Below are 16,244 nucleotides of genomic sequence, written 5' to 3'. Positions count from 1 at the left end.
GCCGACGAGATGAAGCCGGCGGACAAGGTCCGCAACTTCCAGATCAATTTCGGCCCGCAGCATCCCGCGGCCCACGGCGTGCTGCGCCTGGTGCTGGAGCTGGACGGCGAGGTGGTGGAGCGGGTGGACCCGCACATCGGCCTTTTGCACCGCGGCACCGAGAAGCTCATCGAGGCCAAGACCTATCTCCAGGCGGTGCCCTATTTCGACCGGCTCGATTATTGCGCGCCGATGAACCAGGAGCACGCCTTCTGCCTGGCGGTGGAAAAGCTGCTGGGCATCGAGGTGCCGCGGCGCGGCCAGCTGGTCCGCGTGCTTTATTGCGAGATCGGCCGCCTGCTTTCCCACCTCCTCAACGTCACCACGTTCGCCATGGACGTGGGCGCGCTGACCCCGCCCTTGTGGGGCTTCGAGGAGCGCGAGAAGCTCATGATCTTCTATGAGCGCGCCTCGGGCAGCCGCATGCATGCGGCCTATTTCCGCCCCGGCGGCGTCCACCAGGACCTGCCGCGCGCGCTGGTGGAGGACATCGGCGCCTTCTGCGACCCGTTCCTGAAGCTGGTGGACGACCTCGACCGCCTGGTCACCGGCAACCGCATATTCAAGCAGCGCACCGTGGATATCGGCGTGGTGTCGCTGGAGGATGCGCTGGCCTGGGGCTTCTCCGGCCCCGTGGTGCGCGGCTCCGGCGCCGCCTGGGACCTGCGCCGCGCCCAGCCCTACGAGTGCTATTCCGAGCTGGAGTTCGACATCCCGATCGGCAAGCACGGCGACTGCTACGACCGCTACCTGGTGCGCATGGAAGAGATGCGCCAGTCCACCAAGATCATGAAGCAGTGCGTGGAGCGCCTGCTGAAGGAGCCTGGTCCGGTCCACACCACCGACCACAAGATCGCGCCGCCCAAGCGGGGCGAGATGAAGCGCTCCATGGAAGCGCTGATCCATCACTTCAAGCTCTACACCGAAGGCTTCCACGTGCCCGAGGGCGACGTCTATGCCGCGGTGGAGGCGCCCAAGGGCGAGTTCGGCGTCTATCTGGTGTCCGACGGCACCAACAAGCCCTATCGCTGCAAGATCCGCGCGCCGGGCTTCGCCCACCTGCAGGCCATGGACTTCCTCAACCGTGGCCACATGCTCGCCGACGTGTCGGCGGTGCTGGGCTCGCTCGATATCGTGTTCGGGGAGGTGGACCGCTGATGGCCCGCTTCGCCCTTTCCCTCCGCCGGGTTCCTTGCCGCCCGATGCCGGCGTGCCGCGCGCACGCCGCAAGCTCCGGGGTCTGATCCATGTCCGTCCGCCGCCTCGCCGCCGAGCAACCCGAGAGCTTCGCCTTTTCGCCGGAGCTGGAGAGCGTTGCCCAGAAGCTGACCGCGAAATATCCCGAAGGACGGCAGGCCAGTGCCGTGGTGCCGCTTCTGTGGGAAACCCAGAAGGCCGCCGGCGGCTGGCTGCCCGAGCCGGCCATCCGCGCGGTGGCCGACCGCCTCGGCATGGCGCACATCCGCGTGCTGGAGATCGCCACCTTCTACACCATGTTCAACCTTGAGCCGGTGGGGAAGTATTTCGTGCAGCTGTGCGGCACCACGCCCTGCATGCTCCGCGGCGCCGAGGAGATCCGCGAGGTCTGCAAGAAGAAGATCGGCCATGAGCGGCACGTTTCCGCCGATGGCAACTTCTCCTGGCTGGAGGTGGAGTGCCTGGGCGCCTGCACCAACGCGCCCATGGTGCAGATCAACGACGATTATTACGAAGACCTGACGCCCGAGAGCTTCGCCACTCTGCTGGACGATCTCGCCGCCGGCCGTCCGGTGAAGATCGGGCCGCAGAACAGCCGCCGCGGCTCCGAGCCGGAGGGCGGCCTGCGGGTGTTGACCGATCCCGCGCTCTACGCCTTCACCACCACCATCGGGTCCCTGGCGGGGACCCCCACGGCGGAAGCGCCGGACCTGCTTTCCGCCGGCCAGCCCCGCGCTGCCGTCGAAAGCCCGGCCGACCCCACCGGCGCCGTGGCCGCCGCCCAGGAGAAGGCAGCCGATGGCGCCGACACCCGCGAGAAGCGCGAGGCGGTGGCCGACGAAGCCCAGGCGTCCAGCCCGTCCGTCACCGGCTCCGACCGCGAGCCGGTGAAGTCCGGCACCGGCGTCCGCGATCCGGAGGAGTGAGAGACATGCTCGCCGACAAGGACCGCATCTTCACCAACCTCTACGGCTTCCACGATTTCGGCCTTCAGGGCGCGCTCAAGCGCGGCAACTGGGACGGCACCAAGGCCATCCTGGAGAAGGGCCGCGACTGGATCATCAACGAGATGAAGGCCTCCGGCCTGCGCGGCCGCGGCGGGGCGGGCTTCTCCACCGGCATGAAGTGGTCCTTCATGCCCAAGCAGTCCGACGGGCGCCCCCATTATCTGGTGGTGAACGCCGACGAATCCGAGCCCGGCACCTGCAAGGACCGGGAGATCATGCGCAACGATCCGCACACGCTGATCGAGGGCTGCCTGATCGCCTCCTTCGCCATGGGCGCCCACGCGGCCTACATCTATGTGCGCGGCGAATATATCTTCGAGCGCGAGCGCCTGCAGGCGGCCGTGGACCAGGCCTATGACGCCGGCCTCATCGGCAAGACCAACGTCTTCGACTACCCCTTCGACCTCTATGTGCACCACGGTGCCGGCGCCTATATCTGCGGCGAGGAAACCGCGCTGCTGGAGAGCCTTGAGGGCAAGAAGGGCATGCCGCGCCTGAAGCCCCCGTTCCCGGCCAACATGGGCCTTTACGGCTGCCCCACCACGGTGAACAACGTGGAGAGCATCGCCGTCGCCCCCACCATCCTGCGGCGCGGGGCGGCGTGGTTTTCCGGCATCGGCCGGCCGAACAACGTGGGCACCAAGCTGTTCAGCCTCGCCGGCCACGTGAACACCCCCTGCGTGGTGGAAGAGGCCATGAGCATCCCGTTCCGGGAGCTGGTGGAAAAGCATGGCGGCGGCGTGCGCGGCGGCTGGGACAATTTGCTCGCCATCATCCCCGGCGGCGCCTCCTGCCCGGTGATCCCGGCCGAGCAGTGCGAAGACCTGATCATGGATTTCGACGGCACCCGCGCGGTGAAGTCGAGCTTCGGCACGGCGGGCGTGCTGGTGATGGACAAGTCCACGGACATCATCAAGGCCATCGCCCGCATCTCCGCCTTCTTCAAGCACGAGAGCTGCGGCCAGTGCACGCCGTGCCGCGAGGGCACGGGCTGGATGTGGCGCGTGGTGAGCCGCATGGCCGAGGGCCGCGCCCAGAAGCGCGAGATCGACATGCTGCTGGAGGTGACCACCCAGATCGAGGGCCACACCATCTGCGCGTTGGGCGACGCGGCGGCGTGGCCTGTGCAGGGCCTCATCCGGCACTATCGCCACGTGATCGAAGAGCGCATCGACCAATATGCGGCCAATCCGCATCCGGTCTCGGTGGTTCCGGTGGCGGCGGAGTAAGGGGATGGCCCGCATCGCCCAGCTTTGTCCCACCCTGCCTGCGGCCGATCCTGCGGTCGCCGCGGCCTGGTATCGGGACAAGCTCGGCTTCGTCGTGAAGGGGGTGATGGAGGATTACGCCATCATCGGTCGCGACGAGGAGATCGAAATCCATTTCTGGCGATGCGCCGACAAGGCCATTGCCGAAGCGACCTCGGTCTATGTGCGGCCGGACAATATCGAGGCCCTGCACGCCGAGATGGCGGGCGCGGCCGAAGGCGGGCGCATCTCGGCGATCGAGGACCGGTCGTGGGGCATGCGTGAATTCCATGTGTGGGACCCGGACGGCAACCTGTTGCGCGTCGGCGTTCCCGTTGCCGCGCCCGGCGCGGCATAAGGCGAGGTGGGAGTGATGGCGAAGATCGTCGTCGACGGCACAGAAGTCGATGTCCCGGCCGAATACACGCTGCTGCAGGCGTGCGAGGCGGCGGGCGTCGAGATTCCGCGCTTCTGCTTCCATGAGCGCCTGTCCATTGCCGGCAACTGCCGCATGTGCCTGGTGGAAGTGAAGGGCGGCCCGCCCAAGCCCACCGCGTCCTGCGCCATGGCGGTGAAGGACCTGCGCCCCGGCCCCAATGGCGAGCCGCCGGTGGTGCTCACCAAGAGCCCCATGGTGAAGAAGGCGCGCGAAGGGGTGATGGAGTTCCTGCTCATCAACCACCCGCTCGACTGCCCCATCTGCGACCAGGGCGGCGAATGCGACCTGCAGGACCAGGCCATGGCCTATGGCGTGGACACCTCGCGCTTCGCCGAGAACAAAAGGGCGGTCGAGGACAAATATATCGGCCCGCTGGTGCGGACCTCCATGAACCGCTGCATCCATTGCACCCGCTGCGTGCGCTTCTCCACGGAAGTGGCCGGCGTGCCGGACCTCGGCGCCATCGGCCGCGGCGAGGACATGGAGATCACCACCTATCTCGAGCACGCCATGCGCTCGGAGATGCAGGGCAATGTGGCCGACCTGTGCCCGGTGGGCGCGCTTACCCACAAGCCCTATCAGTTCCACGCCCGCCCCTGGGAACTGATCAAGACCGAATCCGTGGACGTGATGGACGCGGTGGGCTGCAACATCCGCATCGACACCCGCGGCCGCGAGGTCATGCGCATCCTGCCGCGCAACAACGACCTCGTGAATGAGGAATGGATCTCCGACAAGTCCCGCTACGTGTGGGACGGGCTGAAGGTCCAGCGCCTCGACCGGCCCTATGTGCGCAAGGACGGGCGGCTGGTGCCGGCCTCCTGGAGCACGGCCTTCGCCGCCGTCGCCGCCAAGGTGAAGGCCGCCGCCCCCGCGCGGGTGGGCGCCATCGTCGGCGATCTGGCGAGCGTGGAAGAGGTGTTCGCGCTCAAGGCCCTCATGGGCAAGCTCGGCTCCGCCAACCTGGACTGCCGGCAGGACGGCGCCGCCCTGGACCCGGCGGCGGGCCGCGCCAGCTATGTGTTCAATCCCGGCATCGCCGGCATCGACGCGGCGGACGCCATCCTCCTGGTGGGCACCGATCCGCGGCACGAGGCGTCCGTCATCAATGCCCGCATCCGCAAGCGCTGGCGTGCCGGCGGGCTGAAGGTTGGCCTGGTGGGGCCCAAGGTGGACCTCACCTATCCCTATGAATATCTGGGCTCCGGCCCGGAGAGCCTGGCCGACCTCGCCGGCGCCGGCAGCTTCGCCGAGGTGCTGCGCAGCGCTGAACGGCCGCTGGTGATCGTCGGCCAGGGCGCGCTGGCGCGTCCCGATGGTGCCGCCGTGCTGGCGCTGGCCGCCCGGGTGGCGGTGGCGGTGGGCGCGGTGAAGGAGGGGTGGAACGGCTTCTCGGTGCTGCACACTGCGGCGGCGCGCGTGGGCGCGCTGGATGTGGGCGCGGTGCCCGGCGCTGGCGGGCTCGACGTGGCGGCCATGACGGCGGCGGGCGGGCTCGACGTGGCCTTCCTCCTCGGCGCGGACGAGGTGGAGGTGGCCCCCGGCGCCTTCGTGGTCTATCTCGGCACCCATGGCGATGCCGGCGCCCACCGGGCGGACGTGATCCTGCCCGGCGCCGCCTATTCGGAGAAATCCGGCCTCTATGTGAACACCGAAGGGCGGGTGCAGTTCGCCAACCGCGCCGCCTTTCCCCCGGGGGAGGCCCGCGAGGACTGGGCGGTGCTGCGGGCGCTGTCGGAAGTGCTGGGGCAGACCCTGCCGTTCGACAATCTGTTCGCCCTGCGCAGCCAGCTGGTGGCGGCCCACCCCCATCTCGGCCACACCGACGAGGTGGCGGCGGCCGATCCGGCGGCGGTGGCGGCCCTGGCCCAGCGCGGCGGCAGCGTGGACAAGGCGGCCTTTGCGCTGCCCATCGAGGACTTCTTCCTCACCAATCCCATCGCCCGCGCTTCTGCGGTGATGGCCGAATGCTCCGCGCTTCGCCTTGCGGCGACGGCGCAGGCGGCGGAGTAGGGCGATGGCGACGGTGGCGAGCGAAACGGCTGACAGCGGCACGGGATCGCGGACATGAACTGGCAGGATACCCTTATCCATGTGCTGATCATCCTCGGGCAGAGCCTGGCTCTGCTCGTGGGACTGCTCATCTTCATCGCCTATATCCTGCTGGCCGACCGCAAGATCTGGGCGGCGGTGCAACTGCGGCGGGGGCCCAATGTGGTGGGCGCCTTCGGCCTGCTGCAATCCTTCGCCGACCTGCTCAAGTTCGTGCTGAAGGAGCCCACCATCCCGGCCGGCTCCAGCAAGGTCATCTTCCTGCTGGCGCCTTTGGTGAGCTGCGTGCTGGCGCTGGCGGCCTGGGCGGTGGTGCCCATTGCCGACGGCTGGGTGATCGCCGACCTCAACGTGGGCGTGCTCTACATCTTCGCTATCTCGTCTTTGGGCGTGTACGGCATCATCATGGCCGGCTGGGCCTCCAACTCGAAATATCCCTTCCTGGCGGCCCTGCGCTCGGCGGCGCAGATGGTGTCCTACGAGGTGTCCATCGGCTTCGTCATCATCACGGTGCTGATGTGCGCGGGCTCGTTGAACCTGAGCGCCATCGTGGAGGCACAGAACGGCGGGCTCGGCCTGCTGAACTGGTATTTCCTGCCGCTGTTCCCCATGTTCGTCATCTTCTACATCTCCGCTCTGGCGGAGACGAACCGCCCGCCCTTCGATCTCGTGGAAGCGGAATCGGAGCTGGTGGCGGGCTTCATGACCGAGTACGGCTCGACGCCCTACCTCCTGTTCATGCTGGGCGAGTACGTGGCCATCATGACCATGTGCGCCATGGCCACCATCCTGTTCCTCGGCGGCTGGCTCTCCCCGCTGCCGTTCGCGCCCTTCACCTGGGTGCCGGGGCTGGTGTGGTTCGTGCTCAAGCTGTGCTTCATGTTCTTCCTCTTCGCCATGGCGAAGGCCATGGTGCCGCGCTATCGCTACGACCAGCTCATGCGGCTGGGCTGGAAGGTGTTCCTGCCCATCTCGCTGGTGGCTGTCGTCGTGGTGGCGGCGGTGCTGCACTTCACCGGGACGGCGCCGCGATGATCGCCGCACCGCGCCATCCCTGCCCCCATCCGCACCGCCTTGCGGGAGAGCGTCCATGAAGCTCGATCAGGCCGCGCGCGCCCTTTTCCTCACCGAGCTCGTCTCGGGCTTCTTCCTCGCCATGCGCTATTTCTTCAAGCCCAAGGCGACCCTGAACTATCCGTTCGAGAAGGGGCCGCTCTCCCCGCGCTTCCGCGGCGAGCATGCCCTGCGCCGCTATCCCAACGGGGAAGAGCGCTGCATCGCCTGCAAGCTGTGCGAGGCCATCTGCCCGGCGCAGGCCATCACCATCGAGGCCGGGCCGCGCCGCAACGACGGCACGCGCCGCACCACCCGTTATGACATCGACATGGTGAAGTGCATCTATTGCGGCTTCTGCCAGGAGGCCTGCCCGGTGGATGCCATCGTGGAAGGCCCGAACTTCGAGTTCGCCACGGAAACCCGTGAGGAACTCTATTACGACAAGGAAAAGCTGCTGGCGAACGGCGACCGGTGGGAGCGCGAGATCGCGCGGTCCATCGCGCTCGATGCGCCTTACCGCTGAGTTCGCATTGGGGGGCCGGCTTCGGGCTGGCTTCATGGATCGGCCCGGCGCCCCGCGTCCTGCGCGGCGTCACGACAGTGGACTTTTGGGATGCGTCAAGGCAATCCATGCACCGGCCGCCTTAAGGGGTCGGAAATGACCGGCGCTTGCGCGCCGCGGGGAGGGGGGCTTCGCGCATGAGCGTCGCGGCGGCGTTTTTCTATCTCTTCGCCTTTGTGCTGGTGGCATCCGCCTTCATGGTGATCTCATCGCGCAATCCGGTTCAGTCGGTGCTGTTCCTCATCCTCGCCTTCGTGAACGCGGCGGGCCTCTTCATCCTCATCGGCGCGGAGTTCCTCGCGCTGATCCTGGTGGTGGTCTATGTGGGCGCGGTGGCGGTGCTGTTCCTCTTCGTCGTGATGATGCTCGACGTGGACTTCGTGGAGCTGCGCCAGGGCTTCCTGCAATATCTGCCGGTGGGCGTCGTGGTGGGGCTCATCTTCCTCGCCGAGCTGATCCTGGTGGTGGGCTCCTGGGTGGCGGGCCCGGGCGTCGCGTCGGCGGTGAAGTCGGCGCCGCAGGCGGCCAGCGACGTGAGCAACGTCGTCGCCCTCGGGCGGGTGCTCTACACGGACTACATCTACTTCTTCCAGGCGGCGGGCTTCGTGCTCCTGGTCGCCATGATCGGCGCCATCGTGCTCACCCTGCGCCACAAGGTGAACGTGAAGCGCCAGAACGTTTCGGCCCAGGTGGCGCGGACGCCCGAGACCACCATGGAAGTGGTCAAGGTGCGTCCGGGCCAGGGTCTGTAGGGGGCGGGCATGGATATCGGTCTCTCCCATTACCTCACGGTCGCGGCGATCCTGTTCACGCTCGGGACGCTCGGCATCTTCCTCAACCGGAAGAATGTGATCGTCATCCTCATGTCGGTGGAGCTGATCCTGCTCGCCGTGAACATCAACCTCGTCTCGTTCTCGGCCTTCCTGGGCAACCTGACGGGACAGGTGTTCGCGCTGCTCGTCCTCACCGTCGCGGCGGCCGAGGCGGCCATCGGCCTCGCCATCCTCGTGGTATTCTACCGCAACCGCGGTTCGATCGCCGTCGAGGACATCAACGCCATGAAGGGCTGAGGCCATGTATCAGGCGATCGTCTTCCTCCCCCTTCTCGGCTTTCTCATCGCCGGCCTGTTCGGCCGCAGCATCGGCGCGCGGGCGAGCGAGGTGGTGACCACCTCCTTCCTCTTCATCGCCTGCCTCCTGGCCTGGATCGCCTTCTTCGCCGTCGGCTTCGGCGAGCACGACACCCGCGTGCAGGTGATGCAGTGGATCCATGTGGGCGACCTCAAGATCGACTGGGCGTTCCGCATCGACACCATGACCGTGATCATGCTGATCGTGGTCACCACCGTGTCGTCCCTCGTGCATCTCTATTCCGTCGGCTACATGCACGAGGACCCGAGCCGGCCGCGCTTCTTCGCCTATCTGTCGCTGTTCACCTTCGCCATGCTGATGCTGGTGACGGCGGACAACCTTCTGCAGATGTTCTTCGGCTGGGAAGGCGTGGGCCTTGCCTCCTACCTGCTCATCGGCTTCTGGTACCAGAAGCCCTCGGCCAATGCGGCAGCCATGAAGGCCTTCGTGGTCAACCGCGTGGGCGACTTCGGCTTCATGCTGGGCATCTTCGCCCTGTTCGTGATGACCGGCTCGGTGGCGTTCGAGCAGATCTTCGCGGCGGCGCCGGGCCTCGCCGGAAAGACCATAAACTTCCTCGGCCACCCGTGGGATGCGCCCACCGTCATCGCCCTGCTGCTGTTCGTGGGCGCCATGGGCAAGTCGGCGCAGTTCCTGCTGCACACCTGGCTGCCCGACGCCATGGAGGGGCCCACCCCGGTTTCCGCCCTCATCCATGCGGCCACCATGGTGACCGCCGGCGTGTTCATGGTGGCGCGCATGTCGCCCATCTTCGAATTGTCGCCCGCCGCGCTGGACGTGGTGATGCTCATCGGCGCCACCACGGCCATGTTCGCCGCCACCATCGCGCTGGTGCAGAACGACATCAAGAAGGTGATCGCCTATTCCACCTGCTCCCAGCTCGGCTACATGTTCGTGGCCATGGGGGCGGGGGCCTATTCCATCGGCATGTTCCACCTGGTCACCCACGCCTGCTTCAAGGCGCTTTTGTTCCTCAGCGCCGGCTCGGTCATCAATGCGATGCACCACGAGCAGGACATGCGGCACATGGGCGGGCTCTACAAGAAGATCCCCTTCACCTATGCCATGATGCTCATCGGCACCCTGGCCATCACCGGCTTCCCCTTCCTGGCCGGCTATTATTCCAAGGACGCCATCATCGAATCCGCCTGGGCCTCGCACAGTTATTTCGGGGTCTACGGCTGGACCATGACGGTGGCGGCGGCGGCGCTGACCTCCTTCTATTCCTGGCGCCTGGTGTTCATGACCTTCCATGGCCACCCGCACGATCACCATCACTACGAGGCGGCGCACGAATCGCCCAAGGTGATGACCATTCCCCTCGGGGTGCTGGGCTTCGGCTCGGTGGTTTCGGGCTTCCTGCTCTACAACGTGTTCGTCGGCGAGGGTGTGCACCACTTCTTCCGCCACTCCATCTTCATGGGGGCGGAGAACCACATCCTGCATGCCATGCACGACATTCCCGGCTGGGCGAAATACCTGCCCACGGTGATGATGGCGCTCGGCTTCCTGGTGGCCTACTGGTTCTACATCATGAACCCGAAGGTGCCGGTGGCGCTGGCGAAGTCGCAGGACGCGCTGTACCAGTTCCTGCTCAACAAATGGTATTTCGACGAGCTGTATGACCGGATCTTCGTGAAGCCCGCCCTGTGGATCGGCCGGCTTCTGTGGAAGCGGGGCGACGGCACGATCATCGACGGGTTTGGGCCGGACGGCGTGTCCGCGCGCGTGCTCGACGTGACCGGACGGGTGGTGCGGCTGCAGACCGGCTACCTCTACCACTACGCATTCGTGATGCTCATCGGCGTCGCGGCCCTCATCACTTGGTTCATGTTCGCCGGAGTGTGACGATGACCGACTGGCCCATCCTCTCCGTCGTAACCTTCCTGCCGCTCATCGGCGCCCTGTTCATCCTGGTGGTGCGGGGCGACGACGAGGTCTCGGCGCGCAATGCCCGCTGGGTGGCCCTGTGGACCACCCTCGTGACCTTCGTGGTGTCGCTGCTGCTGCTGCCCGGCTTCGACGCCGCGGCGCCCGGCTTCCAGTTCGTGGAAAAGAAGCCGTGGCTGGGCGATCTGGCCGCCTACCACATGGGCGTGGACGGCATCTCCCTGCCCTTCGTGATCCTGACCACCTTCCTCATGCCCTTCTGCATCCTCGCCTCGTGGGAGAGCGTGCACAAGCGCGTCAAGGAATACATGATCGCCTTCCTGGTCCTTGAGACCATGATGATCGGCACCTTCACGTCGCTGGATCTGGTCCTCTTCTACTTCTTCTTCGAGGGCGGCCTCATCCCGATGTTCCTCATCATCGGCATCTGGGGCGGACCGCGGCGCATCTACGCGGCGTTCAAGTTCTTCCTTTATACGCTGGCCGGTTCGGTGCTGATGATGCTGGCCATCATGGCCATGTACTGGCAGGCGGGCACCACCGACGTGCCGACCCTGCTCACCCACGGCTTCCCCTCGGGCATGCAGTTCTGGCTATGGCTGGCCTTCTTCGCCTCGTTCGCGGTGAAGATGCCCATGTGGCCGGTGCACACCTGGCTGCCGGACGCCCATGTGGAAGCGCCGACGGCCGGCTCGGTCATCCTGGCGGGCGTGCTGCTGAAGATGGGCGGCTACGGCTTCCTGCGCTTCTCGCTGCCCATGTTCCCGGAGGCGAGCCACTATTTCGCGCCCATGGTGTTCACCCTGTCGGTGGTGGCCATCATCTACACCTCGCTGGTGGCCCTCGTTCAGGAGGACATCAAGAAGCTGATCGCCTATTCGTCCATCGCCCACATGGGCTTCGTGACCATGGGCATCTTCGCCATGAACGAGCAGGGCCTGCAGGGCGCCATGTTCCTCATGGTCTCCCACGGCTTCGTCTCCGGCGCGCTGTTCCTGTGCGTGGGCGTCATCTACGACCGCCTGCACACCCGCGAGATTGCGGCCTATGGCGGGCTGGTGCACCGCATGCCCCTCTACGCCACGGTGCTCATGGTGTTCACCATGGCCAATGTGGGCCTGCCGGGCACCTCGGGCTTCGTGGGCGAGTTCCTCACCATGCTGGCGGCGTTCGAGCGCAACACCTGGATCGCCTTCTTCGCGGCCACCGGCGTCATCCTCTCGGCGGCCTATGCCCTGTGGCTCTACCTGCGGGTGATCTTCGGGCCGCTGGAGAAGGAAAAGCTGAAGAGCATGATGGACCTGTCCCCGCGCGAAGCCGCCATCCTGGTGCCGCTCGTGGTCATCACCATCCTCTTCGGCGTGTGGCCGGCGCCCATCCTGAACATGACCTCCCATGCGGTGAACGCGGTGGTCGCGCGCACCGATTCTGTGGCGGGCGCGGTGAAGACCGCCCTGCTGCTGAGCTTTTAGACCTTAAGGACGCCTCATGTCGCAGCTCCTGCCTCCCCTCGGCGCGGTCCTGCCCGAACTGGTGCTCGCCATCTCGGCGATCGCGCTGATCCTCATCGGCGCGTTCCGCGGGGAGGGGGCGGCAAACCTCGTCACCGGGCTGGCCATCGCCGTGCTCGCGGCGGCCGGCATCCTGGTGATGCTGTCGCCGGCGGGCGAGCTCTCGGCCTTCCACGGCTCGCTGGTGCTGGATCCGTTCGGCCGCTTCATGAAGCTGCTGGCGGTGCTGGGCGCCCTCGTCTCCCTCATCATGTCGGTGGATTGGCAGGCGCGGGAGAAGCAGGCCAAGTTCGAATATGCCGTGCTCATGGTCATCGCCACCCTGGGCATGTTCATGCTGGTGTCGGCGGGTGACCTCATCGCCCTTTACCTGGGCCTGGAGCTGATGAGCCTGCCGCTCTACGTGGTGGCCGCCATCAACCGGGATTCGGTGCGCTCCACCGAGGCGGGCCTGAAATATTTCGTCCTGGGCTCGCTCTCCTCGGGCATGCTGCTCTATGGCGCCTCGCTGATCTACGGCTTCACCGGCTCGGTGAATTTCCACGAGATCGCCGCCGTGGCCAAGGAGCCCAGCCTGGGCCTGATCTTCGGCATGGTCTTCCTTCTGGCGGGCATGTGCTTCAAGGTGTCGGCGGTGCCGTTCCACATGTGGACGCCGGACGTGTATGAAGGCGCGCCCACCCCGGTCACGGCCTTCTTCGCCTCCGCTCCCAAGGTGGCGGCCATGGCCATCTTCGTGCGGGTGGTCATCGAAGCCTTCCCCCATGTGACCCACCAGTGGCAGCAGATCGTCGCCTTCGTCTCGCTGGCCTCCATGGTGCTCGGCGCCTTCGCCGCCATCGGCCAGCGCAACATCAAGCGGCTGCTGGCCTATTCCTCCATCGGCCACATGGGCTTCGCCCTCGTGGGGCTGGCCGCGGGCACGCCCGAAGGGGTGCGCGGCGTTTTGGTCTACATGGCCATCTATGTGGTCATGACGCTGGGCACCTTCGCCTGCGTCCTCACCATGCGCCGCAAGGGGCAGGCGGTGGAGACGGTGGACGATCTGGCCGGCCTGTCCAGCCGCAACCCGCTGATGGCGCTGATGCTGGGCGCGCTCATGTTCTCCCTGGCCGGCATTCCGCCCCTGGCCGGCTTCCTGGCGAAATATTATGTGTTCGTGGCGGCGATCCAGGCGGGGCTCTACGGCCTTGCGGTGGTGGGCGTGCTCGCCTCGGTGGTGGGCGCCTTCTATTACCTGCGGGTGGTCAAGGTCATGTATTTCGACGAGCCGGCGGACGCCTTCGACCCCATGCCCACGGAGCTGAAGGCGGTTCTGGCGGTGAGCGGGCTTTTCACCATCTTCTATTTCGTCTATCCCGCTCCTCTCATCGAGGCGGCGGGTGCCGCTGCCCGTTCGCTCTTCTGAACGATGGCTCATTACGAATTCCAGGGTTCCACGGTCCCCATCATCCGTTTCACGCAGATCGGCTCCACCAACGCCGAGGGGATGGCGCGCATCCAGCGTGGCGAGACGGTTCCCGTCTGGCTGGTGGCCGACATCCAGACCGCGGGGCGCGGCCGGCGCGGCCGGCCCTGGACGTCGGAGCTGGGCAACCTCTTCGCCTCCCTGGTGCTGCCCAATCCGGCGCCGGTGGCCAACCTTGCCCAGCTGTGCTTCGTGGCCGGCCTCGCCCTGCGCGATGCGGTGCTCTCCGCCGCGCCGCAGATCCCGGCGGAGCAGCTGAAGCTGAAATGGCCGAACGACCTGCTGCTGGAAGGCGGCAAGGTGGCGGGCATCCTGGTGGAAGGCGGCAGCGATCCCTCGGGGCGGCCGGCGGCGGTCATCGGCTTCGGCGTCAATTGCCTGCATCACCCCGAGGATTTGCCCTACAAGGCCACCAGCCTGGAGGCCAGCGGCGCCCCGACCGCCCCCGACCGGCTGCTGGAGGCGCTGGACCTGGCCATGGCGGTGCGGCTCAACCAATGGAACGCGGGCAACGGCTTCTCCGCCATCCGGTCCGACTGGATGCGCCATGCGCTGGGCATGGGCGACCAGGTGAGCGTGAAGATCGGCACGCGCGAGGTGGTGGGCCGGTTCGAGAATATCGACGCGCGCGGCGCCATGATGCTGCGCCGGCGCGACGGCGTGGCCGAGATCATCACCGCGGGCGACGTCTCCCTCGGCAAGCCGGATTGAGCGCCGCGGGGCTGTCGCAGTCCGAATTGACCGCGCGCAAGGCTTGCAATGCGGCGCCCGGGCCTCATCATGCGTCACCTTGCCTTTCCCTGCCTCCGCCCTTTCGGCTCCCCGCCGCATCCGGAGGTCCATCCTATCCGGCCCGCCAGCCCGCCTCCGTGTGACCCGGCCCGGCGGGCACAGTTCCTGGAAGCGACCCATTGATGGCACCCAACGACGAACTGGTCTTCGCCCCCCTCGGCGGTGTGGGCGAGATCGGTATGAATCTCGGCCTTTACGGCTTCGGCCCCCGCAAGGCGCGCTCCTGGCTGGTGATGGACCTCGGCATGAGCTTCGCCGGCGAGGAGGCCCCGGGGGTCGATCTCGTCCTGCCCGATATCCGCTTCCTCGAAGCCGAGAAGAGGAACATCGCCGGCCTGGTGCTGACCCACGGCCATGAGGACCATGTGGGCGCCGTGCTCGACCTGTGGCCGAAGCTCAAGTGCCCCATCTTCACCACGCGCTTCACTGCCGGCCTGCTGGAGGCCAAGAGGGCGGGGGAGCCGGGGGCGCCGTCCTCCCTGCCCATCACCGTGGTGCGGGCCGGGGCGCAGGTGCAGATCGGCCCGTTCTCGGTGGAGTTCGTGCCGGTCTCCCATTCCATCCCCGACAGCCATGCGGTGGCCATCCGCACGCCGGCCGGGCTGGTGCTGCATACCGGCGACTGGAAGCTCGATCCGACCCCGCTGGTGGGCGAGCCCACCGACATCGCCCGGCTGAAGGCCCTCGGCGACGAGGGCGTTCGTGCCATCATCTGCGATTCCACCAATGCCATCCGCGACGGGGTTTCCCCCTCGGAGAAGGATGTGGCCGAATCCCTGACCGCGGTGGTGGCCAAGGCCAAGCACCGGGTGGCGTTCACCACCTTCTCGTCCAACGTGGCGCGGGTGCGCGCCATCGCCCAGGCGGCGCATGCCAACGGGCGCGAAGTGGTGGTGGTGGGCCGCGCCCTGGAGCGGGTCATCGGCGTGGCGCGCGAGCAGGGGCTGCTGGATGGCGTGCCGGCCTTCCGCTCGGCGGAGGCCTACGGCTTCCTGCCGCGTGAGCGGGTGGTGGCCATCCTCACCGGCAGCCAGGGCGAGCCGCGCGCCGCCCTGCGCCGCATCGCCGACGACGACCACCCGGAGATCGCGCTCTCCCCCGGCGATCTCGTGGTGTTCTCCTCGCGCACCATTCCCGGCAACGAGAAGGTGGTGAACCACATCGTCAACGCGCTCATCAAGCGCGGGGTGGAGGTGCTCACGGACCGCACCGCGCTGGTCCATGTCTCCGGCCATCCCCGCCGCGGCGAGATGATGGAGATGTACCGGATGATCCGCCCCCAGGTGGCGGTGCCGGTGCACGGCGAGGCCCTGCACCTGCATGAGCACGCCTTGCTGGCCAAGGGCCTCGGGGTGCCGGAGGTGGTCACCTGCTATGACGGGCAGGTGATCCGCCTGGCCCCCGGCCCGGCCGAGCGGGTGGACGACGTGCCCTTCGGCCGGCTCTACAAGGATGGCCGGCTGCTGCTGGCCGAGGGCGGCCGCACCATTCCCGAGCGGCGCAAGCTCAGCTTCGTGGGCGCGGTGTCCATCGCCGTGGCGGTGGACCGGCAGGGCGGCATCGCCGGCGATCCCTCGGTGGAGATCACCGGCGTGCCGGAGCGCGGCGAGGGCGGCGTGGACATGCTGGACCACGTGCTCGACACGGTTGTGGCCACCCTGGACAATTTGCCCAAGGCCCGCCGCCGCGACCCCGACGCCCTTGCCGAAACCCTGGAACGGGCGGTGCGCGCGGCGGTGAATGCGGTGTGGGGCAAGAAGCCGGTGTGCCACGTGCACATCCTGGAGGTGTGATGCGGCTTCGACATCCGGCGTGTTTCCCGTGGCGCGCGC

At 67.2% G+C, this 16,244-nt stretch carries 14 protein-coding genes; all 14 read left to right on the top strand.

Features of this window, described 5'->3' with window-relative positions:
* Positions 1-9: 9 nt before the first annotated feature.
* The 14 genes from ACI7BZ_RS16605 to ACI7BZ_RS16540 all read left to right on the top strand — a co-directional run bounded on the left by ACI7BZ_RS16605 (position 10) and on the right by ACI7BZ_RS16540 (position 16,205).
* Positions 10-1,197, top strand: a complete 1,188-nt coding sequence (locus ACI7BZ_RS16605) for an NADH-quinone oxidoreductase subunit D (protein ID WP_414119190.1) — start codon at positions 10-12, stop codon at positions 1,195-1,197.
* A gap of 89 nt (positions 1,198-1,286) precedes the next feature.
* Entirely contained in the window at positions 1,287-2,162 is an 876-nt protein-coding gene (gene nuoE / locus ACI7BZ_RS16600) for an NADH-quinone oxidoreductase subunit NuoE (protein WP_414118264.1), read from the top strand.
* A 5-nt stretch (positions 2,163-2,167) separates the two neighbouring features.
* Positions 2,168-3,472 (top strand): NADH-quinone oxidoreductase subunit NuoF, encoded by a 1,305-nt coding sequence (nuoF, locus tag ACI7BZ_RS16595; RefSeq protein ID WP_414118263.1) that lies wholly within the window; start codon positions 2,168-2,170, stop codon positions 3,470-3,472.
* 4 nt (positions 3,473-3,476) lie between these two features.
* Positions 3,477-3,848, top strand: coding sequence for a bleomycin resistance protein (locus ACI7BZ_RS16590; RefSeq protein WP_414118262.1), 372 nt, complete (start codon positions 3,477-3,479; stop codon positions 3,846-3,848).
* Between the two features lie 15 nt (positions 3,849-3,863).
* A complete protein-coding gene (gene nuoG / locus ACI7BZ_RS16585) occupies positions 3,864-5,942 on the top strand; it encodes an NADH-quinone oxidoreductase subunit NuoG (RefSeq protein ID WP_414118261.1) in 2,079 nt (692 codons plus the stop codon).
* Positions 5,943-5,996: 54 nt separating this feature from the next.
* Positions 5,997-7,016, top strand: coding sequence for an NADH-quinone oxidoreductase subunit NuoH (gene nuoH, locus ACI7BZ_RS16580; RefSeq protein ID WP_414118260.1), 1,020 nt, complete (start codon positions 5,997-5,999; stop codon positions 7,014-7,016).
* Between the two features lie 55 nt (positions 7,017-7,071).
* Positions 7,072-7,560, top strand: coding sequence for an NADH-quinone oxidoreductase subunit NuoI (nuoI, locus tag ACI7BZ_RS16575; protein WP_203192867.1), 489 nt, complete (start codon positions 7,072-7,074; stop codon positions 7,558-7,560).
* A 176-nt stretch (positions 7,561-7,736) separates the two neighbouring features.
* The gene (locus tag ACI7BZ_RS16570; RefSeq protein ID WP_414118259.1) at positions 7,737-8,351 is read left to right on the top strand and encodes an NADH-quinone oxidoreductase subunit J; all 615 of its coding nucleotides are present in this window, start codon (positions 7,737-7,739) and stop codon (positions 8,349-8,351) included.
* Positions 8,352-8,360: 9 nt separating this feature from the next.
* The gene (gene nuoK, locus ACI7BZ_RS16565) at positions 8,361-8,669 is read left to right on the top strand and encodes an NADH-quinone oxidoreductase subunit NuoK (RefSeq protein ID WP_024278575.1); all 309 of its coding nucleotides are present in this window, start codon (positions 8,361-8,363) and stop codon (positions 8,667-8,669) included.
* Positions 8,670-8,673: 4 nt separating this feature from the next.
* A complete protein-coding gene (gene nuoL, locus ACI7BZ_RS16560) occupies positions 8,674-10,599 on the top strand; it encodes an NADH-quinone oxidoreductase subunit L (RefSeq protein ID WP_414118258.1) in 1,926 nt (641 codons plus the stop codon).
* A gap of 2 nt (positions 10,600-10,601) precedes the next feature.
* Complete coding sequence (locus ACI7BZ_RS16555; protein ID WP_414118257.1) at positions 10,602-12,113, top strand: NADH-quinone oxidoreductase subunit M; 1,512 nt, start codon at positions 10,602-10,604, stop codon at positions 12,111-12,113.
* Between the two features lie 16 nt (positions 12,114-12,129).
* On the top strand, positions 12,130-13,560 hold the full coding sequence (nuoN, locus tag ACI7BZ_RS16550; protein WP_414118256.1) for an NADH-quinone oxidoreductase subunit NuoN: 1,431 nt from the start codon (positions 12,130-12,132) through the stop codon (positions 13,558-13,560).
* A gap of 3 nt (positions 13,561-13,563) precedes the next feature.
* Entirely contained in the window at positions 13,564-14,331 is a 768-nt protein-coding gene (locus tag ACI7BZ_RS16545; protein WP_414118255.1) for a biotin--[acetyl-CoA-carboxylase] ligase, read from the top strand.
* 203 nt (positions 14,332-14,534) lie between these two features.
* Positions 14,535-16,205, top strand: a complete 1,671-nt coding sequence (locus tag ACI7BZ_RS16540; protein WP_414118254.1) for a ribonuclease J — start codon at positions 14,535-14,537, stop codon at positions 16,203-16,205.
* Positions 16,206-16,244 lie beyond the last annotated feature (39 nt).

Source organism: Xanthobacter sp. AM11 (genome assembly GCF_047444035.1).
Classification (GTDB): Bacteria; Pseudomonadota; Alphaproteobacteria; order Rhizobiales; family Xanthobacteraceae; genus Xanthobacter.
The sequence above is the reverse complement of the archived record's forward strand: the minus strand, read 5'-3'. Positions and strand labels throughout refer to the sequence as shown.

Coding starts and splice junctions, on each gene's coding strand:
- ACI7BZ_RS16605 (WP_414119190.1), top strand. CDS start 10: ATGAAGCCGGCGGACAAGGTCCGCAACTTCCAGATCAATTTCGGCCCG.
- nuoE (WP_414118264.1), top strand. CDS start 1,287: ATGTCCGTCCGCCGCCTCGCCGCCGAGCAACCCGAGAGCTTCGCCTTT.
- nuoF (WP_414118263.1), top strand. CDS start 2,168: ATGCTCGCCGACAAGGACCGCATCTTCACCAACCTCTACGGCTTCCAC.
- ACI7BZ_RS16590 (WP_414118262.1), top strand. CDS start 3,477: ATGGCCCGCATCGCCCAGCTTTGTCCCACCCTGCCTGCGGCCGATCCT.
- nuoG (WP_414118261.1), top strand. CDS start 3,864: ATGGCGAAGATCGTCGTCGACGGCACAGAAGTCGATGTCCCGGCCGAA.
- nuoH (WP_414118260.1), top strand. CDS start 5,997: ATGAACTGGCAGGATACCCTTATCCATGTGCTGATCATCCTCGGGCAG.
- nuoI (WP_203192867.1), top strand. CDS start 7,072: ATGAAGCTCGATCAGGCCGCGCGCGCCCTTTTCCTCACCGAGCTCGTC.
- ACI7BZ_RS16570 (WP_414118259.1), top strand. CDS start 7,737: ATGAGCGTCGCGGCGGCGTTTTTCTATCTCTTCGCCTTTGTGCTGGTG.
- nuoK (WP_024278575.1), top strand. CDS start 8,361: ATGGATATCGGTCTCTCCCATTACCTCACGGTCGCGGCGATCCTGTTC.
- nuoL (WP_414118258.1), top strand. CDS start 8,674: ATGTATCAGGCGATCGTCTTCCTCCCCCTTCTCGGCTTTCTCATCGCC.
- ACI7BZ_RS16555 (WP_414118257.1), top strand. CDS start 10,602: ATGACCGACTGGCCCATCCTCTCCGTCGTAACCTTCCTGCCGCTCATC.
- nuoN (WP_414118256.1), top strand. CDS start 12,130: ATGTCGCAGCTCCTGCCTCCCCTCGGCGCGGTCCTGCCCGAACTGGTG.
- ACI7BZ_RS16545 (WP_414118255.1), top strand. CDS start 13,564: ATGGCTCATTACGAATTCCAGGGTTCCACGGTCCCCATCATCCGTTTC.
- ACI7BZ_RS16540 (WP_414118254.1), top strand. CDS start 14,535: ATGGCACCCAACGACGAACTGGTCTTCGCCCCCCTCGGCGGTGTGGGC.